Origin of the sequence: Xanthomonas sp. D-99 (assembly GCF_017746145.1) — a bacterium.
GTDB lineage: Bacteria > Pseudomonadota > Gammaproteobacteria > Xanthomonadales > Xanthomonadaceae > Xanthomonas > Xanthomonas cissicola.
On record NZ_JAGHWU010000002.1, the window covers coordinates 1 to 22,530 of the forward strand.

At 65.6% G+C, this 22,530-nt stretch carries 21 protein-coding genes, 2 tRNA genes and 1 pseudogene; 10 read left to right on the forward strand and 14 right to left on the reverse strand.

Features of this window, described 5'->3' with window-relative positions; translation table 11 throughout:
* Positions 1-152 precede the first annotated feature (152 nt).
* On the reverse strand, positions 153-1,343 hold the full coding sequence (locus J7360_RS00540) for an MFS transporter (protein WP_057658709.1): 1,191 nt from the start codon (positions 1,341-1,343) through the stop codon (positions 153-155).
* 97 nt (positions 1,344-1,440) lie between these two features.
* Here J7360_RS00540 and J7360_RS00545 point away from each other — a divergent pair, with 97 nt between their 5' ends.
* The 4 genes from J7360_RS00545 (at position 1,441) to J7360_RS00560 (ending at position 5,544) form a co-directional block, all read left to right on the forward strand.
* A complete protein-coding gene (locus J7360_RS00545; protein WP_042676153.1) occupies positions 1,441-2,343 on the forward strand; it encodes a LysR family transcriptional regulator in 903 nt (300 codons plus the stop codon).
* Between the two features lie 61 nt (positions 2,344-2,404).
* The gene (locus J7360_RS00550; RefSeq protein ID WP_057658711.1) at positions 2,405-4,327 is read left to right on the forward strand and encodes an MFS transporter; all 1,923 of its coding nucleotides are present in this window, start codon (positions 2,405-2,407) and stop codon (positions 4,325-4,327) included.
* Positions 4,328-4,789: 462 nt separating this feature from the next.
* A complete protein-coding gene (locus tag J7360_RS00555; protein ID WP_005920117.1) occupies positions 4,790-5,134 on the forward strand; it encodes a CD225/dispanin family protein in 345 nt (114 codons plus the stop codon).
* Positions 5,134-5,544 carry a DUF2752 domain-containing protein gene (locus tag J7360_RS00560; RefSeq protein WP_022558107.1) on the forward strand — a complete coding sequence of 137 codons (411 nt, stop codon included), beginning with the start codon at positions 5,134-5,136 and terminating at the stop codon, positions 5,542-5,544. Before J7360_RS00555 ends, J7360_RS00560 begins: the two co-directional genes overlap by 1 nt.
* 79 nt (positions 5,545-5,623) lie before the next feature.
* Here J7360_RS00560 and J7360_RS00565 read toward each other — a convergent pair whose 3' ends face one another.
* The 6 genes and pseudogenes from J7360_RS00565 to J7360_RS00590 all read right to left on the reverse strand — a co-directional run bounded on the left by J7360_RS00565 (position 5,624) and on the right by J7360_RS00590 (position 11,609).
* Positions 5,624-6,514 carry a cobalamin biosynthesis protein gene (locus tag J7360_RS00565; protein ID WP_057658712.1) on the reverse strand — a complete coding sequence of 297 codons (891 nt, stop codon included), beginning with the start codon at positions 6,512-6,514 and terminating at the stop codon, positions 5,624-5,626.
* Between the two features lie 73 nt (positions 6,515-6,587).
* Positions 6,588-7,478: an NAD(+) diphosphatase gene (nudC, locus tag J7360_RS00570; RefSeq protein ID WP_057658717.1), complete on the reverse strand. Its 891-nt coding sequence runs from the start codon at positions 7,476-7,478 to the stop codon at positions 6,588-6,590.
* 307 nt (positions 7,479-7,785) lie between these two features.
* Positions 7,786-9,019: pseudogene (locus J7360_RS00575) on the reverse strand (lipase family protein).
* Between the two features lie 929 nt (positions 9,020-9,948).
* Positions 9,949-10,335 (reverse strand): iron-sulfur cluster insertion protein ErpA, encoded by a 387-nt coding sequence (gene erpA, locus J7360_RS00580; protein ID WP_002808218.1) that lies wholly within the window; start codon positions 10,333-10,335, stop codon positions 9,949-9,951.
* Positions 10,336-10,418: 83 nt separating this feature from the next.
* The gene (locus J7360_RS00585; protein WP_005914186.1) at positions 10,419-10,868 is read right to left on the reverse strand and encodes a polymer-forming cytoskeletal protein; all 450 of its coding nucleotides are present in this window, start codon (positions 10,866-10,868) and stop codon (positions 10,419-10,421) included.
* A 3-nt stretch (positions 10,869-10,871) separates the two neighbouring features.
* Complete coding sequence (locus J7360_RS00590; protein ID WP_089094572.1) at positions 10,872-11,609, reverse strand: DUF6776 family protein; 738 nt, start codon at positions 11,607-11,609, stop codon at positions 10,872-10,874.
* Between the two features lie 140 nt (positions 11,610-11,749).
* Between J7360_RS00590 and J7360_RS00595 the strand changes: the two genes are divergently transcribed.
* The 3 genes from J7360_RS00595 to J7360_RS00605 are packed head-to-tail and all read left to right on the forward strand — an operon-like array spanning position 11,750 to position 16,701.
* The gene (locus tag J7360_RS00595) at positions 11,750-12,376 is read left to right on the forward strand and encodes a DUF4126 domain-containing protein (RefSeq protein WP_057658719.1); all 627 of its coding nucleotides are present in this window, start codon (positions 11,750-11,752) and stop codon (positions 12,374-12,376) included.
* Positions 12,377-12,414: 38 nt separating this feature from the next.
* Positions 12,415-14,391 carry an EAL domain-containing response regulator gene (locus tag J7360_RS00600; protein WP_057658721.1) on the forward strand — a complete coding sequence of 659 codons (1,977 nt, stop codon included), beginning with the start codon at positions 12,415-12,417 and terminating at the stop codon, positions 14,389-14,391.
* A gap of 39 nt (positions 14,392-14,430) precedes the next feature.
* Positions 14,431-16,701: an ATP-binding protein gene (locus J7360_RS00605; RefSeq protein WP_209033039.1), complete on the forward strand. Its 2,271-nt coding sequence runs from the start codon at positions 14,431-14,433 to the stop codon at positions 16,699-16,701.
* Between the two features lie 324 nt (positions 16,702-17,025).
* Here the strand turns inward: J7360_RS00605 and bfr are convergent, their stop codons facing one another.
* The 3 genes from bfr to J7360_RS00620 all read right to left on the reverse strand — a co-directional run bounded on the left by bfr (position 17,026) and on the right by J7360_RS00620 (position 18,728).
* On the reverse strand, positions 17,026-17,496 hold the full coding sequence (gene bfr / locus J7360_RS00610) for a bacterioferritin (protein ID WP_003483093.1): 471 nt from the start codon (positions 17,494-17,496) through the stop codon (positions 17,026-17,028).
* Between the two features lie 324 nt (positions 17,497-17,820).
* Positions 17,821-18,030, reverse strand: coding sequence for a (2Fe-2S)-binding protein (locus tag J7360_RS00615; protein WP_029818492.1), 210 nt, complete (start codon positions 18,028-18,030; stop codon positions 17,821-17,823).
* An 80-nt stretch (positions 18,031-18,110) separates the two neighbouring features.
* Positions 18,111-18,728, reverse strand: a complete 618-nt coding sequence (locus J7360_RS00620) for an RNA pyrophosphohydrolase (RefSeq protein WP_057658725.1) — start codon at positions 18,726-18,728, stop codon at positions 18,111-18,113.
* Between the two features lie 118 nt (positions 18,729-18,846).
* On the opposite strand from J7360_RS00620, the gene J7360_RS00625 reads away from it, so the two are divergent.
* Both J7360_RS00625 and J7360_RS00630 read left to right on the forward strand, forming a co-directional pair.
* Positions 18,847-18,923 (forward strand) — tRNA-Met (locus tag J7360_RS00625).
* A gap of 51 nt (positions 18,924-18,974) precedes the next feature.
* Positions 18,975-19,049: transfer RNA gene (locus tag J7360_RS00630), tRNA-Gln, on the forward strand.
* A gap of 222 nt (positions 19,050-19,271) precedes the next feature.
* Here the strand turns inward: J7360_RS00630 and rpsI are convergent.
* Together rpsI and rplM are read right to left on the reverse strand one after the other, a co-directional pair.
* Positions 19,272-19,664, reverse strand: coding sequence for a 30S ribosomal protein S9 (rpsI, locus tag J7360_RS00635; protein ID WP_003483085.1), 393 nt, complete (start codon positions 19,662-19,664; stop codon positions 19,272-19,274).
* A 2-nt stretch (positions 19,665-19,666) separates the two neighbouring features.
* Positions 19,667-20,095: a 50S ribosomal protein L13 gene (rplM, locus tag J7360_RS00640; RefSeq protein WP_003483082.1), complete on the reverse strand. Its 429-nt coding sequence runs from the start codon at positions 20,093-20,095 to the stop codon at positions 19,667-19,669.
* A 182-nt stretch (positions 20,096-20,277) separates the two neighbouring features.
* On the opposite strand from rplM, the gene coq7 reads away from it, so the two are divergent.
* Entirely contained in the window at positions 20,278-20,931 is a 654-nt protein-coding gene (gene coq7, locus J7360_RS00645) for a 2-polyprenyl-3-methyl-6-methoxy-1,4-benzoquinone monooxygenase (protein WP_022558100.1), read from the forward strand.
* 222 nt (positions 20,932-21,153) lie between these two features.
* Here coq7 and J7360_RS00650 read toward each other — a convergent pair whose 3' ends face one another.
* Both J7360_RS00650 and speD read right to left on the reverse strand, forming a co-directional pair.
* Positions 21,154-21,468, reverse strand: coding sequence for a multidrug efflux SMR transporter (locus J7360_RS00650; RefSeq protein WP_057658727.1), 315 nt, complete (start codon positions 21,466-21,468; stop codon positions 21,154-21,156).
* A 163-nt stretch (positions 21,469-21,631) separates the two neighbouring features.
* A complete protein-coding gene (gene speD, locus J7360_RS00655; RefSeq protein WP_007967854.1) occupies positions 21,632-22,426 on the reverse strand; it encodes an adenosylmethionine decarboxylase in 795 nt (264 codons plus the stop codon).
* Positions 22,427-22,530: the final 104 nt, after the last annotated feature.

Genomic DNA, 22,530 nt, shown 5'->3' on the forward strand with positions numbered 1-22,530 from the left:
GAGTTGATCAGACCTTCCCTAGAGCCTGTTATCGACAGGCCCGGGCGCCGCGCCGCCCATGCAGCCTCCATGCGGTAGGCGATGTCGAACACGGCGATGCCGCGCAATCGCCACTTCCATGCGCTCGCTGCGTCTCGCCCCACCGCCCGCGCTCACTTCCACTGCTTGCGCGCCACGCTCAGCCCCACCCAGCCCAGCGCCGCCGCAGCAAGCACCGCGCCACCGATCACCACACCCCTCCAGCCGGCCTGCGCATATGCCGCCGTGCCCAGGGTCGAGCCCACTGCACCGCCGATGAAATAGCAGGTGATGTAGGCCGAGGTGATGCGATTGCGCGCCGCCGGGTTGCGCTGATAGATCACGCTCTGGTTGGCGATATGCACGCCCTGCACCGCGATATCCAGCAGCAGCACGCCGACGATCAGCGGCACGATCGACTGCGGCGCAAACGCCAGCAACCCCCACGATAGCAGCAACATCGCCAACCCGCCCCAGCTCACGCGGTCGCCATGGCCGTGATCGGACCAATGCCCGGAGCGATTGGCGGCCAGTGCGCCGGCCGCACCGATCAGGCCGAACAAGCCGATCACCGCCGTGCCGTAGCCATAACTGGGCCCGGACAACAGAAACGCCAGCGTGGTCCAGAACATGCTGAAGCCGGCAAAGATCAGCCCGCCCAGCACCGCGCGCGAACGCAGCACCGCATCGTCGCGCAGCAGCGTCAGCACCGAGCCCACCAACTGCGGGTACGCCAGTTGCGCATTGCCGGGATGGCGCGGCAGCCCGCGCCACAACAGCCCGGCGGTGAGCAGCAACGCGACCGAGGCGATCCAGTACACCGTATGCCAGCCGCCGACACCGGCGAGCACGCCGGCCGCGGTGCGCGCCAGCAAGATCCCCAGCAGCAACCCGCTCATCACCGTGCCGATCACCCGGCCACGCTCGTGGGGCGCAGCCAGCGTGGCGGCGAACGGCACCAGGATCTGCGCCGCCACCGAGCTGGCGCCGGTCACGATGGTGCCGGCCAGCAACATCGCAAAACTGTGCGAACTGGCGCTCACCAGCAGCCCAAGCGCGCTCAGTACGAACAGGCCCACGATCAGGCCGCGCCGCTCCAGCCGGTCGCCCAGTGGCACCAGCAACAGCAACCCCGCCGCGTAGGCCAATTGCGCCGCGGTGACCACCGCACCGGCACTGCGCACCTGGATGCCGAATGCCTGCGCCAGCGTTTCCAGCAGCGGCTGGGCGTAGTAATTGCTCGCCACCGCCAACCCGGTGGCGGCGGCCATCAGCAGCACCAAGCGACGGGGCAAGGGCGGGTGGGAGCTGGGCTCGGTCTGCATGGCGGCTGCCTGGTCAAGGAATGCGCACAGTGTGGGCAGCCGTCAGGCATCTTTCCAATGTATTGTTTTCACTATCGTCATCTTGTTTCGAGATTGCATGCTGACCTTGCGCCAACTGGAATTTGCCGTGGCCGTGGCCGAAGAAGGCGGCTTCACCGCCGCTGCGCGCCGCTGCAACACCGTGCAATCGGCGCTCAGCCACCAGGTCGCCAAGATCGAAGAGACCTTCGGTGCACGCCTGTTCGAACGCGGCACCCGCCAGGTGCGGCCCACCGCCGCCGGCGAGGTGTTCCTGCACAACGCCCGCCAGACCCTGCGCGCTGCCGAGCGCCTGCACGAGGAAATGGCGCAGGCGCTGGGCACCGTGCGCGGGCGGCTGGCATTGGGGCAGATTTCCTCGCTCACCACCGTGCAACTGCCGGCCTTGCTGCATCAGTTCCGCAGCGCGCATGCGCGGGTGGACGTGCATCTGCGCACCGCCATGAGCGAGGCGTTGCTGGACGATCTGGGCGAAGGCCGGCTGGATGTCGCCCTGGTCGGCGTCGGCCCGCAGGTCGCGGTGCCGGCGCAGCGCCTGCTGCTGCATGAAGAGGCGCTGGCCTTGATCGTGGCGCCCGGCCATCGCTTTGCCGCGCGCAAGCGGGTGGCGCTGGCCGAGCTGGACGACGAACCGATGGCCGGGCTGGTTCCCGGTGCCGGCGTGCGCGGCATCATCGATGCTGCGTTTGCGCAGGGGGGCCTGCGGCAGCGCCAGCAGTACGAAGTCACCCATGCCGATCTGGTGCGCGAACTGGTCGCTGCCAACCTGGGCGTAGGCATCGTCCCGCAGACCATGGCCGGCGCCATGCGGGGCGTGGTCACGGTGGCCTTGAAGGAGCGCTACCGCTTTCTGACCTATGCGGTGTGGCGGCCCGACCCCAGCCCGGCCGCACGCGCCTTCGTGGCCTTGCTGCGCGCCCAGCTCGCGCAACGCAGGCCACCGGCACGTAGAAGCCGCTGAGCGCAACCGCCACCACACCATGGAAGCCTGCTAGGCTGCGCGCGTTCGCAAAGGAAACTGCATGTCCGGTCACAGTCAGTTCGCCCTGCTCAGGCAGCGCCGCTTCTTGCCGTTCTTCGCCGTCCAGGCGCTGGGCGCGTTCAACGACAACGTCTATCGGCAGGCCATCATCGGCCTGTTGTTCTATCTCGGCATCGATGCCGCCCAGCGCACGCTGTATACGAACCTGGCGCCGGCATTGTTCATCCTGCCGTACTTCCTGTTCTCCGCGCTGGCCGGGCAGATCGCCGAGAAGCTGGAAAAGCAGAAGCTCATCGTGATCACCACCACGATGGAGATTGCGATCATGTCGCTGGCCGCCATCGGCTTCATCACCGAGAACATGGTGATCCTGCTGATTGCGCTGTTCTGCACCGGCCTGCAGTCCACGCTGTTCGGCCCAGTGAAATATTCGATCCTGCCATCGGTGCTGAAGCCGGAAGAACTCACCGGCGGCAATGGCCTGGTCGAAATGGGTACCTCCATTTCGATCCTGTGCGGCATGATCTTCGGCGGGCTGATCTTCCAGATCGCCGGCAGTCATGGGCCGGAGGCTGCCGCCACCGCGGTGATTGCGATTGCGGTGACCGGCAACCTGGTGGCGCGGCTGGTACCGCGCGTGGATGCCGGCGCCCCAGAGCTGAAGATCAACTGGAACCCCATTCCCGAATCGCGCGCCATCATGCGCCTGACCCGACGCACGCTGGCTGTGCGCAACTCGGTGCTGGGCGTGTCGTGGTTCTGGTTCATCGGCACCGTGCTGACCGCGCAGCTGCCCACCTATGCCCAACTCAACCTGGGCGGACAGCAGGATCTGTACGTATTCGCGCTGGCGCTGTTTTCGATCGGCACCGGCGCAGGCTCGCTGCTGTGCGAACGGCTGTCCGGCCGCACCGTGGAAATCGGCCTGGTGCCGCTGGGTGCGTTCGGCATCAGCGCCTTCCTGCTGGACCTGTACTTCGCCCGGCCTGGTGCAGCGCCGGTCACCGGCCTGTCGATCGGCCAGTTCGTGCAGCAGCCCGGCAGCGTGCGGCTGATCATCGATCTGGTCGGCATCGGCCTGTTCACCGGCCTGTTCGTGGTGCCGTTGTTTGCGCTGATCCAGAGCCGCACGCCCAAGGCCGAACTGTCGCGCGTGATCGCCGGGCTCAACATCCAAAACTCGTTATTTATCGTGGCCGCGGCGGTGATCGGTATCGCGCTGCAGTTGCCGCACGTGGTGCTGATCGGGGTACGGATTCCGCTGCCGGGCTTGAGCATTCCGCAGGTGTTCCTGGCACTGGCAATCGCCAACACGCTGGTGGCGCTGTGGATCTTCACCCTGGTGCCCGAATTCCTGATGCGCTTTCTCAGCTGGGTGCTGGTGAGCGTGCTGTACCGCCTGCGCGCGCGCGCTATCGACACGCATGTGCCCGACGAGGGCGCCGCCCTGCTGGTGTGCAACCATGTCAGCTACATGGACGCGCTGATCCTGTCGGCGGTGATTCCGCGCCCGGTGCGCTTTGTCATGTACTACAAGATCTTCCGCATCCCGGTGATGCGCTGGATCTTCCGCACCGCCAAGGCCATCCCGATCGCCGGCGCGCGCGAAGACCCCGCATTGATGCAACAGGCCTTCGACCGCATCGATGCCGCATTGGCCGATGGCGAGCTGGTATGCATCTTCCCCGAGGGCGCATTGACCAAGGATGGCGACATCGCACCCTTCAAGTCCGGCGTGGAGAAGATTCTGCAGCGCCGCAACGTGCCGGTCATTCCGATGGCGCTGCGCGGCATGTGGTCGAGCATGTGGAGCCGGCGCGACACGCGCCTGGGCCGCATGCGGGTGCCGCGGCGGATGCGCGCGCAGATCGAAGTGATGGCAGGGGCGGCAGTCGCCGGCGATCAGGCCAGTGCCGCGCTGCTCGAACAACAGGTGCGCACGCTACGGCAGGATCAGCCCTGAGCCCGGCGGGTGCAGGCTTTGCGTCCATGGCGCGCCGCGAGTAGCCTGTGCGCCATTGCACGCTTTGCCGTCGCAGCCGCCAAGCGGACGCGGCCGGCCGTACCGGGGGACGTCGTTGTGCTCAACATCATCGCGCCTGAGGCGTCTGCCGTGATCGGCGGGTGTCGCGCATTGCAGCGGCTGGCTGTGCCGACAGCGATGGGCATGCCGCTGCGTTCGCTCGCTGCGCAGGCGTGGAGCGCAAGGTCGCTGGCGCGAGCAGATATCCGGCAGCGCGCAGCGCCACTCGCCGCTACCGCTACCGACACGCTGCTCGCCGCTCACGCCCGCGCCAAACCTCGCACGAGGACCATCCGGCCATCGTCAGCGCACACCGGGCGCATCACCGCCGCGCATGGCGCCCGATAATCCACCCCACTCACCCATCAGTTCGCTGTTGTTTACCACCCAAGGAGCTTCACCATGAGTGCCATGCCACCGCCGATCCATCCCTCGTCCAGCGCCGCGCCCGGCCCGGTGCCCAATCACCTGATCTGGGCGATCGTGTCCACCGTGCTGGGCTTTTGCCTGTGCTGCCCGGCCCTGATTTCCGGCATCGTGGCGATCGTGTTTTCCAGCAAGGTCAACGGCCTGCTCAACCAGGGCGACATCGACGGCGCACGTCGTGCCTCCAACACCGCCAAGACCTGGTGCATCGTGACCAGCGTGCTGGCCGCGATCGGCCTGCTGATCAACATCGGCATGGTGGCCACCGGCGGCATGCAGGGCTACATGGACTACATGCAGCAGTTGCAGCACATGCAGTAATGGAACTGCGTCCACGCCATTGGCTTGGACTGGGGGCGGCCACCAGCGTGGCCGCCCTTGGCGTGTCGTTGCTGTATCGCTTCGATCCGAATGCGAGCAACAGCCCGTTCCCGCCCTGCGTGTTCCGTGCCGTGACCGGCTGCTACTGCCCCGGCTGCGGCATGACCCGCGCGCTGTATGCGCTGGTGCACTTCGACCTGCCCGGCGCCTTCGCGATGAATCCGGCAGCGGTGCTCGGCCTGTTCGCACTGCCCGGCCTGATCGCCTGGAAAGCCGGCTGGCGCGCACGCTGGTTTGCACCCGTCGTTGCGGCGATGTCCGAACCGAAGTTCTGGTTGTGGGCCTTGCCGGCGTATTGGGTTGCAAGAAATCTGCCGTGGTACCCGTTTACCTTGCTGGCGCCGGGTTAGACCGCGAACAATCGCGAGGGGCCGACGTTCCCATAGGGCCGGGCGCTACACATCTTCTCGCCCGACGTCACGCGCGGCGCTACCGCACCCAGCCCGCAATCACCAACAACGCCAGCACCACCAACCACAGCAGCAGCACGCGCCAGACCAGGCTCATCGCATCGCGTACTTCCGGCAGGCGGCGCCAGACCGGCACCAGGCCCGAATCGGTGTAGTCGTGCGCTTCCTCGCGCAGCTCGGCGCTGACGCTGACACGCGCAACGGCGCCGAGAAAATGCGGTTCCAGCGACCAGCGGTTGCCATGCGCTTCGCGCCAGGCGCGAAACACGGTGTCGAAGTTACCCACCAGCGCCATCGACATCGTCATCAACTGCGCCACCGGCCACTCCAGCACCGCCAGCAGCCAGCGCGCGCCAGCCAGATTGCGGGGCGGCAGCAACACGGCCAGCGGGCTTTCCACCGCCAGGGCGGTGAGCCGATACAGCACCGCGCCGAACGGCCCCAGCAGCAGAAACCACCACAGCACCGAAAACCAACGCCGCAACCCATTGACCACCACCGCTTCCACCAGCGACGGCGCGTCTTCGTGCACGCTGCCGCCGGCGGCCTGCAGGTGCGAAATCGCTTCGCGCCGCGTGTGCGGCTCGTCGGCGTCGATGACCGCTTCCACATCGCGATCCAGATCGCGCGGGCCCCAGGTCCAGGCCAGCACCGCCACGCCGAACAGCAAGTCCAGAAAACCGTGCCAGACATCGTCCAGCAGCCACTGCACCAGCAACACCAGCAGCGCCGGTAGCACGGCCAGCAGTACGCCATAGCGCCCTTGCCACGCACCGCGCCCGGCCGCGTAACCATCCAGCCGGCGCAGCCATTGGCCGAACCAGGCGAAATTGCGCAGCCTGGCCACCTGCGCCGGTACCAGATGGCCCAGCGTGAGCGCGACGACGACGGCAACCAGGGTGGTGAACATGGGCAGGCCTCCTCAGCCGAGTCTAGCCGAGCGGACGCGAGCGCCGCTGCAACACCGCAAGAGCCGGCCAGACTCAGCCATGCGCACGATGCCAATGCTCGATCAACGCACGCGCGATGGAAATGCGCGGCGGCAACCCGATATCGCCCTCGCCGGCCAGCGCGGCGCTGACCTGCACATGGCTGACCCAGCGCGCGTCTTCCAGCTCACCGGTGACCTGTGGCACCTCGGTCGCAGCGGCACGCGCGGTGAACCCCAACATCAGCGCCCCCGGAAACGGCCAAGGCTGCGCGCCGAGGTAGCGGCAGTCCTGCACATGCACGCGGGTTTCTTCGTACACCTCGCGCGCTACGGTCTGCTCCAGCGACTCACCCGGTTCGACGAACCCGGCAATCACCGAATAACGTCCTGGCGCCCAACTGGCCTGACGACCGAGCAGCAAACGCGCGCCATCGCTGACCGCAACGATGATGGCCGGGTCCACGCGTGGGTAATGCTCGGTCTGGCATTGCGTGCAGTGCGCGATGAAGCCGGCGCGCCGGAACGCGATCGCACCGCCGCACACGCCGCAAAAGCGCGTGCGCGATTGCCAGTGCAACATCGCCCGTGCATAGGCGAAGGCGGTAGCGCTCTCGGCAGGCCAGTCGGCAGCGGCCTGGCGCAGATCGATCCGCTGCGGCGCCTGCACCGCGACGATGTCGGCCGGCAGGCAGAACCAGCCCACCGCATCGCGCAGACCCAGGAAGATCGCTGCCTCCGGCCCGTCGCCCAGTTCGGCGCCATCCAGCAACAGCGGCTGGCCATCGGCATCGGCCAGCGCCGCGCCCTTGGCGTCGATCAACAGCACACGGCCTTGTGGCCACAGATGCGCCAGGGCGTCGGGATCGTCACGCAGCACATCGCCGCGATCGAGCGGCGCGTGGGTGAAGGCAAAACCGGAAGATGAAAAAAGAGACTCTGACATCGGCGCAAGCCTGCCGATAATCGGCAGCGCCTGCAACCATCGTACGCCCTCTATCGAGCGCGCCTGCGGGGCGTGTTCAGACGCGGACGGCGCTCGCGCTGGCCACTGGCTCGGGATGCGGTTCACGCCAAGTGGCACGCTGCCCCCGTCACTGGACAGCGCGCGGGTGCGGCCCTGTCAGGACACGCACGTGAGCCAGTGGTCATGGCAGTGCATTGCATCGGTTGCAGTGAAGCCATTGCAGGGGCGGGCTTCGAGACGCCCGCCCCTGCAAACCCTTCGGCAGCGTCAAGCAACGACCGCAGCGTCAGCGCTGCTTGTCCAACAGCTGATGCCGCACTGCCACGATGCACGGTTCGTTCGTCAACAGATGGACGAAGGCCGAGTTGTCGCTGGAGTTGCCGGTGCCGATATCCACCACCGCCACCTGGTTGCTGCCACGCCGGTTGAAGCTGGCGATGGCGGTCTGCGCGTTCTTGAGCGGAATGGTGGCATCGTTGGACGAACCACACAGCAATGTCGGGGTGTGCGGCGTCCACGCCAGCAGATCGTTGCGCGCCAGATCCTGGCGGAACGGGTTGGCGGGATTGCTGGCAAAGTCGCGGTAGAAGCCAGGCTGGAAATACGCCTTGAGTTGATCGATGCCTGGCAAGGTGTCGCCGAGAAACAGATCGGTCAGGCTTTGCTTGCCCGGGAACAAGGGCTCCACTTTGGCCGCCCACGGGTCTTGAAACACCTGCCCGGGCTCCAGATAGATATTCTTATACGTGTGCTGCATCGCGACGATGGCATAGCTGCCCAGAATGATGCCAAAGCTGCTTTCGCCCACCGCGTTGCTGCCGCTCCAGCTGTCCAAAAACGTCTGCTGCAGCGCGTAAGGCCCGGAGATCGGCGCGCTGGCCACCAGCTGGAATTCCTTGGACAGATGCGCTTCTATCTCACGCTGGGTGGCCATCGCCGTGTGGCCGCCCTGCGAATAACCCGACAGCATCACCTTGCCGGACAGCGGCGTGTTCAAGCGCTGCAACACGCTGCGCGCCGCGCGCATCGCATCGATGGTCGCACTTGCCTCGGTCGCGCTGTGCAAATACGGGTGATAACCGTAGTTGGACTTACCAAGGCCCAGATAATCGCTGCTGACCACGACATACCCCTGGCTGGCCAGGCGCGTGACCAGTGGGTCGTTGCCCTTGGCATCGCGGATGTCCTTGGCCTGCTCCTCGGCGCGAACCGTTCCGGTCGGACGCCCCCAGCCGAGCAACGGATACGGCCCGGCACACCGCTTGCCATCCGGAATCAGCAGCACGCCAGATGCGGTTGCATAGGTGAATTCGGCAACACGGACATTGCATTTGGGCTGCTCGGCCTGCGGCTCGGAGGCCAGCATCGCACCAATCGCATCACGGGTGTAGCTGGTCAGGAAATTGCTGGTGAGCAAGGTGCCGCGCGGGCGCGGCCTGCGCGCTGGGTGCAAGCACTGCGCTGGCGATGCCCAACATGGCCGCCAGGCCAAACGCCGAACGGGAGTTGATCTGCAACATGAAGTGATGCTCTCTTGGGGAAGGACGGAAGACGCGCAGCAATCACCCAACGCCGGTGCGATCGAGGTGCGGAAGGAGAGGGAGTGGTCACTGCGCAACGGCTTGGAATGGGCACAAGGCATGGCAGGCGTGTCAGCACCGTGTCGCACATGACCGCGGTGGATCAGCGTGAACGAGCGGCAATGCCTGGAGAAAACGCGCATATCGTGGCGTCAGCGGTAAGCACGCACGCAGTATGGCCATCTGGATCCATGCACCATCGCGCACGCACGAAGCTGGCGCGCGCGCCGCGAAACCTGCGGCGCAGAAAGCGTCGTAGCGCGTTACGCGCGCGTGCAGGTCGCCCGCCTTGCGGGCGCAACCCACGCAATCAGATGCGTGCCTGGCTATCGACAGCAACGCGCTGTATTCCTGTGGTCGTGCTGAAGATCGTTGCAACGTCGCGCGTGGCACAGGCACTTTCAACGCGGCGCGTGGATCGCTGTTTACATGTCACGAGGTGGCGCGCAGCGCTGTCATCGTACTGAAGGATTGCCGCAGAATCGCTCAGCGTGGACGCACTCACACGCCTGCCTGATCAGTCGCCGCCATGCGCGCACTGCGCGGTTCGCGTTGGCAGCCTCATCGTGATGGCGGTCGGCAATCGCCCGACGAACTGCAGCGGCGAAGCAAGCGATGCGCCTTCCTCATCACAGCGCGCACCGCAAGGTAAGCGAGGCATGCAGACCAGTCCCGTCACCTGCAATGCGCCCACCTCATCGCCAGCTGGTCAACATCGAGCGAGACCAGCATGCCACTCTGCCGCGACCGATCCCACGTTCGACAGTCACCTTATTCATCAATGCAGATGCACTGCAGAAGCACGCGCTCTGCGCCGCAATCCGCGCTTACCCAGATGCGTCACACAATCCGCATCTACCCAGATGCAATCAGACGCTGAAGCTGCTCCCGCAACCGCAGGTGGTTTTCGCGTTGGGATTGCGGATCACGAACTGCGCGCCGGTCAGGCTCTCGGTGTAATCCACCTCGGCGCCCATCAGGTATTGCAGGCTCAGCGGATCCACCAGCAGCGTGACGCCATCGGTGGCCACGGCCAGGTCGTCCTCGGCACGGTTCTCGTCGAACTCGAAGCCGTACTGGAAACCGGAACACCCTCCGCCCTGGATGTACACGCGCAATGCCAGGTCGGCATTACCTTCTTCCTGGATCAGCTCGCGCACCTTGGCGGCAGCGGCCACGGAAAAGTTCAGTGGCCGGTCGATGGACTGGTAGTCCGGCGCCGGGGCGGCAGTAGGAAGCGAAACGAGCGTACTCATGGCGCCAGCATGGGGGCCGGAGCGCGCCACTTCAAGCCATGCCGCCGCATCGGCTGCTGCGGCATTCACCGCGCATGCCGCGCTCAGGCGTCGGCGGTTTCGGCCTGCAACGCCGTGACCGGTTCGGCACGGCTGGGTTCCGGGGCCGGCAGCGCCGCGGTTGCGCCGGCCGTGGTGGCATGGATCAGCCGCCCGGTAAGCTGCGCGCCCGCGCTCATTTCCACCACCTGGTAGTGCACGTTGCCCTGCACGCGCGCATTGGCGGCCAGTTCGACCCGCTCGGCCGCATGCACATCGCCGGTCAGCTGGCCGTTGATGATCACCACCGGCGCACGCACTTCGCCTTCGATGCTGCCCTGCTCGGCCACCGTCAGGGTGGCGCTGGCGCCGTCTTCGGCAATCACCTTGCCCAGGATGCGGCCTTCCACATACAGCCCGCCGCTGAACGTCAGGTCGCCGCGGATGACCACCTGCGGCCCGATCAAGGTATCGACCACGGTCTGCGCACCACGGTTGGACTTGTTTCCGAACATGAGCTACTCCCCCGCGCCACTGCCGGCGACTTTCCAATCGAATGTCTGACTGACCGGCGCCCCATCGCCGCTCAGGGAGATTTTGACACGTTGCGGGGTGAAATCCTTCGGCAGGATCACGCTACCGTCCAGCTGCTGGAAATACCGGAACGAGTACGGTTGCCCGGCGGCATCGGGCTTCTGGTGCAATTCGTTCCAGCTCACCGTCACCAGCTTGCCGGCGCGCACGCCTTCCACCGCAAAGCGCAGCTGGCCCTGACTGATGGCCCCGCGGTTGAGGTTCTGGGTCAGCACCACGCTGTAGTTCCACGTGCCGCCGGCTTCGGCGGTGAACTGCACCGAGTGCGCGTTGAGCCCCTTGCGCTGTGCGGTGGAGCCCACCAACCGCTCGTAGAAGGCCACGTCGGCGCGCAGCGCGGCGATCTGCTCGTCGCGCTCGGCCAGCGAGGCCTGCACTTCGGTATTGGCCGCGCGGCTGATCTTGTCGGACATCGCCAGATTGACCTGGCGCTGCTGCAACTGCTCGATCTGCCGACGTTGCTGGACCTGGCTGCGTTGCGCCTGCTGCAGCGCTGCCTCGGCCTTCACCAGCCGCGGGGCGGCCGTGCGGGTGGCCATCCACCACGCCCCGCCCAGCGAAGCCAGCCATACGATGGCAACCAGCAGCCACAACCAGCGGCCACCGGAACGGCCACCGCCGGAGGCACGTTGGACGATCTGCACGCGTGCGGCTGGTCTCATGGGCATCGGGTCCGGACGGGCCGGCGCAATTATGGGCGGCGTAGTGTGCCAGAGCCCAGACAATCGTCGCGCTGGCGCTGGACCGGCGGTTATCCCAAAGTTCTGCGATAGTTCTGCAATTGTTTGCAGGGAACCACGCCATGAGCGAAGCGCATCTGTTCGTGATCGGCATCCTGCTGGCCTGGCTGGCCGGCATCCGGGTCTATCTCACCGTGTTCGGCGTCGGCCTGGCCGGCCTGCTGGGCTGGATCGACTTGCCGTCGGCGCTGCATCCGGCGCAGTCGTGGTGGGTCCTGGGCACCTCCGGCGCGCTGGCAGTGGCCGAATTCTTCGCCGACAAGATTCCGGGCGTGGATTCGGGCTGGGACCTGCTGCAGACGCTGGCCCGCGTGCCAGCCGGCGCCTTCCTCGCAGCGGCGACGCTCTCGCCCGATGGCGACCTGGGCGCAGGCGCCCTGGCGGCCGGTGCCGGCGTGGCGCTGACCAGCCACACGCTCAAGGCCGGCACCCGCGCACTGCTCAACACCTCGCCCGAACCGGCCAGCAACTGGATCGCCTCGCTGGCCGAAGACACCATCGCCACCACCGCCTTGGCACTGGCACTGGCGCACCCCTGGCTGGCACTGGGTCTTGCGGTGGGCTCCAGCCTGATGGCGGGGCTGGTGGTGTGGTGGGTCTGGCGATTGCTGTGGCGGGGCATGCGTCGGCTGGTTGCGCCGATGCGCCCTGCCGCCACGCCAACTGCACGCAGCTCCCCGCTACCGTGAAGTTCATCGCATAATCACAGCGACTGTAGGGAGTATCGATGGCCGCCCGAGATCCGGTTTCTTCCACCACACGTGACGACACCGCCACGCGTAATCGCCCACTTCGCGCCGAGACCCCACCGGCCGACCACTGGCGTCGCTGGGCCGATGAGGTTGCGTCGCCGGCCGACGCCGCTGTGCCGGTGAGCGCGGCGATCATTCCTGCGCCTGCCGCTGCAGCGGCGGCCAGCCCGGCCGTGGCCGTGGTGGTGCCGCGCGCGGTGGCGGCCAGCGGCAGCGCACGTGTTGCCGCAGCATCGGCGCCCACGGTGTCACCCACATCGGCAGCGCCCACCGCGCCGCACGATGGCGAGGACAATGTCGCCGCCGATGCGCCGTACCGCGTCCTCATCGTCGAAGACGACCGCTCGCAGGCCTTGTTTGCGCAGAGCGTGCTGCACGGCGCCGGGATGCATGCGCAGGTCGAGATGACCGCCGCCAGCGTGCCGCAGGCGATCCAGGACTATCACCCGGATCTGATCCTGATGGATCTGCACATGCCCGAGCTGGACGGCATCCGCCTGACCACGCTGATCCGCCAGCAGCCCGGTCAGCAGTTGCTGCCGATCGTGTTCCTGACCGGCGACCCCGACCCGGAGCGCCAGTTCGAAGTGCTCGACAGCGGCGCCGACGACTTCCTCACCAAGCCGATCCGCCCGCGCCATCTGATCGCTGCGGTGTCCAACCGCATCCGCCGCGCACGCCAACAGGCACTGCAGCAAGCCGGCGAACAGGTCAGCGTGCGCAGCAATCCGGAAACCGGCCTGCCCACCCGCGGCCACGTGATGGACCTGCTCGCCGACGCGCTGGAGCGCAAGCAGTCCGGCGGCCTGTTCTTCATCGAGATCGCCAGCGCGCTCGGCCTGCGCGAGCGTTACGGCTATGCCGCCTACGAGCGCCTGATGACCCAGGCCGGGCACCGCCTGGCCAGCGCCGCCCAGCCCTACCCGCTGGCGCGCTTGAACGACAACAGCTTCCTGCTGCTGGCCGTCGACATGCCCGAAGCCAGCCTGGAACAGCAGGCGCTGGAGATCCGCCATCGGCTGTCAGCCAACGCCTTTCCGGTGCGCGAAGAAGAATCCGTGCATGTGCGCTGCGCCATCGGCGTCGCACCGCTGGGCCTGGGCTTCGACGACACCGGCAGCGCGCTGGAAGCGGTCGAACGCACCGCGCTGCAGGCACGCCTGCGCAGCGACGGCGTGCAGACCTATCTGGCGCCCAGCCAGGCCGAACAGCAGGAACAACTGCGGCTGGTCGAAGGCCAACTGGAACTGGCCTATCAGCCGATCGTGGCGGTGGCCGGCGGCGACACCGCGCAGTACCAGGTGCTGCTGCGGCTGCGCCAGGCCGATGGCATCTTGCTCTCGGCAGGCCAGGTCATTCCTGCCGCAGAAGCCGCCGGGCGCATCGCCGATCTGGACCAGCAGGTCATGGACCACGCGCTGGGCCTGCTGCACCTGTACCAGCACGCCAGCCCGCCGCTGCGCCTGTTCGTCTCGCAATCGCCGCGCACGCTGGCCCGCGATGCCTTCGCCGACTGGCTGCTCAAGGCACTAGTCGAACGTGGCGTGGCCGGCCAGTCGCTGATCGTGGATCTGCGCCTGGACGATGCACTGATCCATGCCGTCACCGTGCAGCAGTTCTGCGCCAAGTTGATGCCGGCCGGCGTGCAGTTTTGCCTTAGCCAGTTCGAACCCGGCGACGAAGCCAACGCACTGCTGGGCCAGTTGCCGCTGAGCTTCGTACGCATGGCCAACCGCTTCGCCGATGCGCACGGCAACGCGGCGGTGCGCGACGAACTGCGCGGCGTGATCGACATCGCCCACCAGCGCGGCCTGCTGATCATCGGCCAACGCATCGAAGATCCGCAGGCAGCGGCTGCGATGTGGATGAGCGGTGTGGATTTCATCCAGGGCAACCTGGTGCAGACCGTCGGCAAGGAACTGGACTTCGACTTCACAAGCGCGGTGCTCTGAGTGAGAGAGCGGGCAGCAGGTCTTCGCGCCTGGAGCACCTTGGCAGTGCTGGCCGCGCTGGCAGCCGCACTCGGCGCAGGCCTGCAGTGGTCTTCGCTACAGGGCCCGTGGCGCGCCGTCAGCGCGGTGTCGGCAGTGCTGGCGGTGGTCTGCGGACTGTGTGCCGCGTTTGCCGCTCACCGGGCCGCCCATGCGCAGCACGCGTTGGCGCAGCGCCTTGAGGAAGCCGACCTGGCCCGCGAACGCTTGCAGCAGGAACTGCGGCGCCACGGCGAACTCGAACAGGAACTGCTGCGCGCCAAGCAGGCCGCCGAGGCCGCGACCCTGGCCAAGGGCGAATTCCTGGCCACCATGAGCCACGAGATCCGCACCCCGCTCAACGGCATCATTCCGATGCTGGAGCTGATCTCCAGCGGCCAGCTCAGCCTTGATCAGCGCGACATGCTGCAGACCGCCACCGGCAGCTCGCTGCAACTGCTGCGCATCGTCGACGACATCCTCGATTACTCCAAGCTCGAGGCCAACAAGCTCGAACTGGAAATCACCACCTTCAATCTGCGCGAACTGCTCGACGGCGTCATGCAGTTGCTGCAGCGCACCGCCGAAGGCCGCCAGCTGCGCCTGAGCCTGGATATCGAACCGTCGGTACGGCTGCTGGTGCGCGGCGATCCGATCCGCCTGCGCCAGGTGCTGGGCAATCTGATCGGCAACGCCATCAAGTTCACCGAACGCGGCAGCGTCGACATCCAGCTGCGCCGCCTGGGCGAAACGCGCGCCCAGCATCTGCTGCGTTTCCAGGTACGCGATACCGGGATCGGCATCGCCCCGGACCAGCAGGCACGCCTGTTCCGCTCCTTCGCACAAGCCGACGCCTCCACCACGCGGCTGTACGGCGGCACCGGCTTGGGGCTGGCGATCTGCAAACGCATCATCCACCTGATGGGCGGCCGCATCGGGGTGGAATCCGAACCCGGGCGCGGCTCCACGTTCTGGTTCGAAATCCCGCTGCTCAAGGTCATCGGCGACCTCCAGCAGGCCACCGGCGCCGACGCCGCACGCGTGATGGTGATCAGCTCCGATGCGCGCCTGTCGCAACGCCTCAAGCGCCTGCTCGACAGCTGGGGCGTGTCCCACGTGCTCATGGAAACCACCCAGGAAGCGCTCGAACGCGTGCGCCGGCACAGCGACAGCCAAGGCTTCCGCTGCGTCATCGCCGACCACGACACGCTGCGCTACAGCGCACGCGCAGTGCACCGCGCACTTGCGCGCCCGGAAAATGCCAACAGCGCGCGGCTGATCTGGCTGTACGGCGAAGAACCGGTACCGGGCGAACTGCAGGATCACGCCACCCTGGTGCCACGCCTGAGCCCGGACGAAACCCTGCGCGCCCTGGTGCTGCCGCCCGAACCCAAGCCCGCCCACGCCACCACGCTGGCCTCGGCGATGATCCCCGAGCCGTTGCCGCCGCCGATGGCCAATGCCCGCGAGGTGCGCATCCTGCTGGTCGAAGACAACCCGGTGAACCTGCTGGTCGCGCAGAAGCTGCTGGCGGTGCTTGGCTTCGAGGCCGACACCGCCACCGACGGGGAAGCCGCACTGGCCCGCATGGAATCCACCCGCTACGACATGGTCTTCATGGATTGCCAGATGCCGGTGCTGGATGGCTATGCCGCCACTCGCCGCTGGCGCGCCATGGAAACCGAAAGCGGCGGCCGCCCGGTGCCGATCGTGGCCATGACCGCCAACGCCATGGCCGGCGACCGCGAACGCTGCCTGGCCGCCGGCATGGACGACTATCTGTCCAAGCCGGTCGCACGCGAACAGCTGGACGCCTGCCTGCAACGCTGGCTACCGCGTCAGGCGCTGCTGCCCGGCCCAAGCAACGCCGGCCAGGCGCCCCACGATCCCGAAAGCGCCAGCGCCGCTGCGCAGGCACGCGCCCTGCCGATCCTGGACAACAGCGTGATCGACGAGCTGTACGACGTGGCCGGCGCGGATACCATCACCATTCTGCAGCTGTTCCTGGAAGACGCACCGCTGATCATCGAACAACTGGAAGCGGCCGCCGCCAACCGCGACAGCATGCAGCTGCGCGACCTCGCCCACACCCTCAAGTCCTCCAGCGCCAACGTCGGTGCGCAGGCGGTGTCCAACGCGGCACGGCGGATCGAACTGGCCGCCCGCACCGGCACCATCGAACGCCCCTCGGTCATGGTCGCCCTGGTCATCGCCGAATACGCCCGCGCCCGCCTCGCCCTGCTGGGCCAGGTCGCCCGCCTGCAAGCCGACGCCAGCACGACAAATCAGTAATCACATCAGTGCTGTCGAAGCAGCGGCAGACGCCTGGTGACCGTCACCTGCATCCGTTATCGCGAGGCTCAAATCGCTCTGATGCTCAACGCCTTCGCACACGAAAGGACGCTCAAGCCTCCCTGCTCCCGGAAGGACACCAGAGCCCCTCTCCTGCCGGAGAGGGATTGGGGTGAGGGTATGGCGAAGCCACGCACTCTCACCCGGCAACAGAATCTGTAGAAGCAGGTCATCAGCAAACAATCGCCGAAAACACCGACCAGCAGAAGTGCCGCGCACCCGTAAATTCAGCGCCAAATAAAGACAACCCCGACCAGACGCGCGTTAGTCGTCCAGCTTGGTCAGCAGGTAATTCGGCTCGCCGATGCGCGCCACCAGGTCCAGCTGGGTTTCCAGCCAGTCGATGTGCTCTTCTTCGGACTCCAGGATGTCCACCAGCAACTGGCGGCTCACGTAGTCCTTGACGGTCTCCGCATACGCCACCGCCTCGCGCAGCACGACAACCGCCTCGCGCTCCAGGGTCAGATCGCAGCGGAACATCTCGGTCGGGTTCTCGCCGATGCGCAGCTTGCCCAAGGCCTGGAAATTGGGCAGCCCTTCGAGAAACAGAATGCGGTCGGACAGCTTGTCCGCATGCTTCATCTCGTCGATGGATTCCTTGTACTCATGCTCGGCCAGTTCTTTCAGGCCCCAGTTCTTCAGCATCTTGGCGTGCAGGAAGTACTGGTTGATCGCAGTGAGTTCGTTGTAGAGCACCTTGTTGAGGTACTCGATGACCTTGGTATCGCCCTTCATGCGATGTCTCCGAGAGAGTGAGCCGGCCGCACTCTAGCGCGTTGGCGCGGCGCATGAAGGAACGCGAATCGTGATCAGTTGCGGGACACGCCGTGCGCCGCAGGAGCTGCCAGGCGCTGGCAGCTGCAATGGCGGATCAGGCTGGTAACCGGCTGACGTCCTGTGCCGGTCATTACCGAGCAACCACTTCGCTGCAGCTAGCCCCAGCGGCGCAGGGATGCCACGGGCATTCGCGGCGCGGGACGGCAGATACCTCTGGCATCAGGTACCGCGTGGAAATCTCCAAGGCCATCGTCGGAACCCTCGGCCCCTAAACGTGCTGCCTCAGGCAGCGCTCGCGAGCCCCAGGAGCGGCAACGGCAATGCGCGGGTGGCATGTGCCTGGCTCAACAGGTCGCCCGCCATCTCCAGGCACGAGCCGCAATTGGACCCACATCCGGTGCGCATGGTCAGTTCGGCAAGGCTGGCGCAGCCATTCTCGGCCGCTTCGCGGATCTGGTGGTCGGTGACCCCATTACAGATGCAGACGTACACAGTATCGGTCGGGTGTTGGCGATCCGGAAAGGACCGGCACTGATTGCACCGCAAACGAGAATAGGTGTCAATTCCATCCGTTAATCATTATTAATCCGCATCGCACGAGCCCCGTTGCGCTTGCGTGGCCGCTTGCGTGGGCTGTCGTGCCCTGCCGCGCTGCTGCCCGGCAACCACGCCTCCAGCGCATGCTCGGGCATCGCACCGACTGCCGCCGGACCGGCCAGGCTCTGCGCAAGCGGCGCCAGATGACGCAGCGCGCGGGCATAGACGCCGCGCTTGAACATCACCACGTGCTCGACCGGATACCAGAAGTCCACCCAGCGCCAGTGGTCGAACTCCGGGGTGTCGGTATGGTCGAGCTTGAGATGGGATTCGTCGCCGGTGAACTGCAGCAGGAACCAGACCTGCTTCTGCCCGATACACACCTGCCGCTCATTGCGGCGCACCGCCCGGCTGGGAAGCCGATAGCGTAGCCATCCAGGCGTGGCGCCGAGCAATTCCACATGCTCAGGCAACAACCCGGTTTCTTCGCGCAACTCGCGGTACATGGCTTCAACGGGCGTCTCATCGGTGTTCATGCCACCTTGCGGGAACTGCCAGCCGTCCCTGCGCACACGTCGCGCCCAGAACACCTGACCGTCCTGCCGCATCAGCACAATGCCGACGTTTGGCCGGAAACCGTCCGGATCGATCACGATGCGGACTCCTGAAAATCTACTGCCACCGACTCTGCCACGGCGACGCCCGGCTCACAAGCTGAAAACGAAATGCTTGACAACAGCACGGCGCATCGTGAGAATTGCCGGCTCCCTAGGCTATGTAGCTCAGCCGGTTAGAGCACAGCACTCATAATGCTGGGGTCGGTGGTTCGAGTCCACCCATAGCCACCAAGGTATTCACGCCCTCACGGGCATGCAATAATCTTGGACCAACACGTTTATTGCCCCGTCGCCAAGCGGTAAGGCACCTGACTCTGACTCAGGCATTCGGTGGTTCGAATCCATCCGGGGCAGCCAAACACAAAAGGTCCGATCGAAAGATCGGGCCTTTTTTGTTGCCCGGCGTCCGGCGGCGACGTCGCGCACCTGCGTTCAGGCTGATTGCGTTCAGTCTCCAAGACGATTTTCGCTACGCGCTCGCAGGGCCACACACCGGAATTCCAAAACGACAAAAGCCCGGCATGGCCGGGCTTTTGAAGCAGGCATCCCGGCGAACCAGGACGCGCCAAACGCGATGGATCAGCGCTTGGAGAACTGGGTGGCGCGACGGGCCTTGTGCAGACCGACCTTCTTACGCTCGACTTCGCGAGCGTCGCGGGTCATGAAGCCAGCCTTGCGCAGCTCGGACTTCAGGGTTTCGTCGTACTCGACCAACGCACGGGCGATGCCCAGACGGATCGCACCGGCCTGGCCGGTGGTGCCGCCGCCGGAGGCGGTGACCATGATGTCGAAGCTTTCGGTGTTCTTGGTCAGTTCCAGCGGCTGGCGCACGATCATGCGCGCAGTCTCACGACCAAAGAATTCGTCCAGCGGACGGTCGTTGACGGTGATGTTGCCGGTGCCCTTGCGCAGGAACACGCGAGCGGTGGAGGACTTGCGGCGGCCAGTGCCGTAGTTTTGCGTGATAGCCATGATTAGATATCCAGAACTTGCGGCTGCTGGGCGGCGTGCGGATGCTCGGCACCCGAATAGACCTTGAGCTTGCGGTACATGGTGCGGCCCAGTGGGCCCTTCGGCAGCATGCCCTTGACGGCGATTTCGATCACGCGCTCCGGGTGGCGCTGCAGCGCCTGCTCCAGGCTCTCGGTCTTCAGGTTACCGATGTAGCCGGTGAAGCGGTGATACTTCTTGTCCTTCAGCTTGTTGCCCGTGACGACGATCTTCTCGGCGTTGATCACCACGAGGTAATCGCCAGTATCGACGTGAGGGGTGTAAACCGGCTTGTGCTTGCCGCGCAGGCGGCGGGCCAGTTCGGTGGACAGACGGCCGAGCGTCTTGCCGGCGGCGTCAACGAGATACCAGTCGCGCTGAACGGTCTCGGACTTGGCGGTGAACGTAGTCATGAGAAAACTCTTGAGTGGTCGGGCGGATTGCAGCGGCCGATGACCACTGGAACTTTGCCACGCGTTGTGAAGGCGAAACAGAAGAGGCGGGATTGTACGGGACGCTCGGCGGCGACGCAAGTTGCAGCGACACCTGCGCCATGGCGGTTGGCAGCACGGCGGAGCGGGGCCAGAATCGCCGTATGACCCAGATCTCCCCCACCCGCCTGCACAGCCCGCTCGACCGGCTGCTGGTCGAAGCCCAGCGCGCGCTGGACACCGTCTTCGGTAATCCGCCGGCCGAACGCCCCAATCCCGCCGCCGACACACCCGACGTCGTCCTGGACCCGGAGCAGCGTCGCCATGCCGCCGGCCTGATGCGCATCAACCATGTTGGCGAGGTGTGCGCGCAAGGCCTGTATTTCGGCCAGGCCGCGGTCGCCCGCGACGCGCACACCCAGCACCACCTGCTGGAAGCTGCCCAGGAAGAGACAGACCACCTGGCCTGGTGCGCCGACCGCCTGCACGAGCTGGACAGCCGCCCCAGCCTGTTCAACCCCGTGTGGTACGCCGGCAGCTACGCGCTCGGCGCGCTGGCCGGGCTGCGCGGCGACGACTGGAGCCTGGGATTCGTGGTCGAGACCGAACGTCAGGTCGAAGCCCACCTGGATGAGCACCTGGAAACCCTGCCCCAGAGCGACCAACGCAGCCGCGCCATCCTGCGTGTGATGAAGATCGACGAGGCCCGCCACGCCGATCAGGCCGAGCAGGCCGGCGCCCGCCCGCTCCCGGCTCCGATCCCCAGCGCAATGGCCCTGGCCTCCAAGCTGATGAAGACGGTTGCCTACCGCCTCTAGCCGGGAATCGGAAATCGGAAATCGGGGACCGGCGACCGGCGACCGGCGACCGGCGACCAAAATCTAGCCTGCACCCGAGTACACCCGACACAGCGATCAACTGCTTCCCCGGTACGCCACTGAAGCGCCCCCCCCTTTGTTGAGGGGGCGTGCCAAAGGCGTGGCGATAGGCAGACTCCGAGTCGGAGTCCGGGGTTTGCGCCGCAAACGCTGGGGGACTGACTACCCGACCAGCTTCAGCCCGATCACGCCAGCCACGATCAGACCGATGCACGCCAAGCGCGACCAAGAGGCGCTATCGCCGAAGAGCGCGATACCGGCAATGGTCACGCCCAGGGCGCCGATGCCGGTCCAGATCGCATAGCCGGTGCCAACCGGAATGGTCTTCAGCGCCTGCGTCAGAAACCACAGGCTGGTGCCAGCAAGGCCGATGGTCAGCACGGTCGGCCACAGGCGAGTGAAGCCGTCGCTGTATTTCAGTCCCATGGCAAAGCCGATCTCGAACAGGCCGGCCAGCAACAGATGGATCCAGGGCATTGCAGTACTCCTCACAGAAAAAAACAGACAAAAAAAAAGCGGCCCAGTGTTTGCACACTGGGCCGCCGTCGGCTGTGGAACGCGAGGTCGTCGCGTGGCGGGCCGTCCCGCCTTGTGGCGTTTGCGCACTTGCAAGCAAGCACGCAACAGGAGGCTCCTGCGCTTATTCGCTCAGGTTGCGTCCGTGAAACAGTTCTTCGATTTCGCGCTTGAGCAGGGTTTCGATCTTCATGCGCTCCTTGAACGAGAGGTTCTTGGCGCGCTCTTCGAACAGGTACTGATCCAGGTCGAAGTCCTTCAGGTGCATCTTCGTGTGGAAGATATTTTCCTGGTAGACGTTGACGTCGAACATCTCGTAGCGCGACTTCACGTTCTTGGCGAGAAATTGCTGGATCGAGTTGATCTTGTGATCGATGTAATGCTTCTTGCCCTTCACATCGCGCGTGAAGCCGCGCACGCGGTAATCCATGATCACGATGTCTGATTCCAGACTCTCGATCAGGTAGTTGAGCGCCTTCAACGGCGAAATCACGCCGCAGGTCGCGACGTCGATGTCGGCGCGGAACGTGGCGATGCCTTCCTGCGGATGCGTTTCCGGATATGTATGGACAGTGATATGACTCTTATCCATATGAGCAACCACGGCATCGGAAATCAACTCCTTGCCGGCCTGCTTCTTGTCGATCACCGGCTCTTCGGAGATCAGGATCGTCACCGATGCCCCCTGCGGATCGTAGTCCTGACGTGCGATATTGAGGATGTTGGCGCCAATGATCTCGGCCACATCGGTCAGGATCTGCGTCAGACGATCGGCGTCGTATTGCTCATCGATATACTCGATGTAGCGCTGACGCTCCTCTTCGGTACGCGCATAACAGACGTCGTAGATGTTGAAGCTCAACGCCTTGGTGAGGTTGTTGAACCCCTGTAGCCTCAGACGAGGCAACGGCTTGACCACGTCGGTCTGTCCTTATGGAAAGCGGGAAAGGAGTCAATTATGAGCCAAAGATCCCAGCAACGAAATGCCGATGTTAAGAGTGGTTTACCTTGCATGACTCATGC

Bases quoted from the DNA above. Each gene is read 5' to 3' on its own strand.
- J7360_RS00565 (WP_057658712.1), bottom strand. From the start codon at position 6,514: ATGTTCACCACCCTGGTTGCCGTCGTCGTCGCGCTCACGCTGGGCCAT.
- J7360_RS00585 (WP_005914186.1), bottom strand. From the start codon at position 10,868: ATGTTCGGAAACAAGTCCAACCGTGGTGCGCAGACCGTGGTCGATACC.
- rplM (WP_003483082.1), bottom strand. From the start codon at position 20,095: ATGACTACGTTCACCGCCAAGTCCGAGACCGTTCAGCGCGACTGGTAT.
- J7360_RS00595 (WP_057658719.1), top strand. From the start codon at position 11,750: ATGAGCGAAGCGCATCTGTTCGTGATCGGCATCCTGCTGGCCTGGCTG.
- J7360_RS00560 (WP_022558107.1), top strand. From the start codon at position 5,134: ATGGAACTGCGTCCACGCCATTGGCTTGGACTGGGGGCGGCCACCAGC.
- bfr (WP_003483093.1), bottom strand. From the start codon at position 17,496: ATGAAGGGCGATACCAAGGTCATCGAGTACCTCAACAAGGTGCTCTAC.
- rpsI (WP_003483085.1), bottom strand. From the start codon at position 19,664: ATGGCTATCACGCAAAACTACGGCACTGGCCGCCGCAAGTCCTCCACC.
- J7360_RS00540 (WP_057658709.1), bottom strand. From the start codon at position 1,343: ATGCAGACCGAGCCCAGCTCCCACCCGCCCTTGCCCCGTCGCTTGGTG.
- erpA (WP_002808218.1), bottom strand. From the start codon at position 10,335: ATGAGTACGCTCGTTTCGCTTCCTACTGCCGCCCCGGCGCCGGACTAC.
- J7360_RS00550 (WP_057658711.1), top strand. From the start codon at position 2,405: ATGTCCGGTCACAGTCAGTTCGCCCTGCTCAGGCAGCGCCGCTTCTTG.
- J7360_RS00650 (WP_057658727.1), bottom strand. From the start codon at position 21,468: ATGCCCTGGATCCATCTGTTGCTGGCCGGCCTGTTCGAGATCGGCTTT.
- J7360_RS00555 (WP_005920117.1), top strand. From the start codon at position 4,790: ATGAGTGCCATGCCACCGCCGATCCATCCCTCGTCCAGCGCCGCGCCC.
- coq7 (WP_022558100.1), top strand. From the start codon at position 20,278: ATGACCCAGATCTCCCCCACCCGCCTGCACAGCCCGCTCGACCGGCTG.
- nudC (WP_057658717.1), bottom strand. From the start codon at position 7,478: ATGTCAGAGTCTCTTTTTTCATCTTCCGGTTTTGCCTTCACCCACGCG.
- J7360_RS00545 (WP_042676153.1), top strand. From the start codon at position 1,441: ATGCTGACCTTGCGCCAACTGGAATTTGCCGTGGCCGTGGCCGAAGAA.
- J7360_RS00590 (WP_089094572.1), bottom strand. From the start codon at position 11,609: ATGAGACCAGCCGCACGCGTGCAGATCGTCCAACGTGCCTCCGGCGGT.
- J7360_RS00600 (WP_057658721.1), top strand. From the start codon at position 12,415: ATGGCCGCCCGAGATCCGGTTTCTTCCACCACACGTGACGACACCGCC.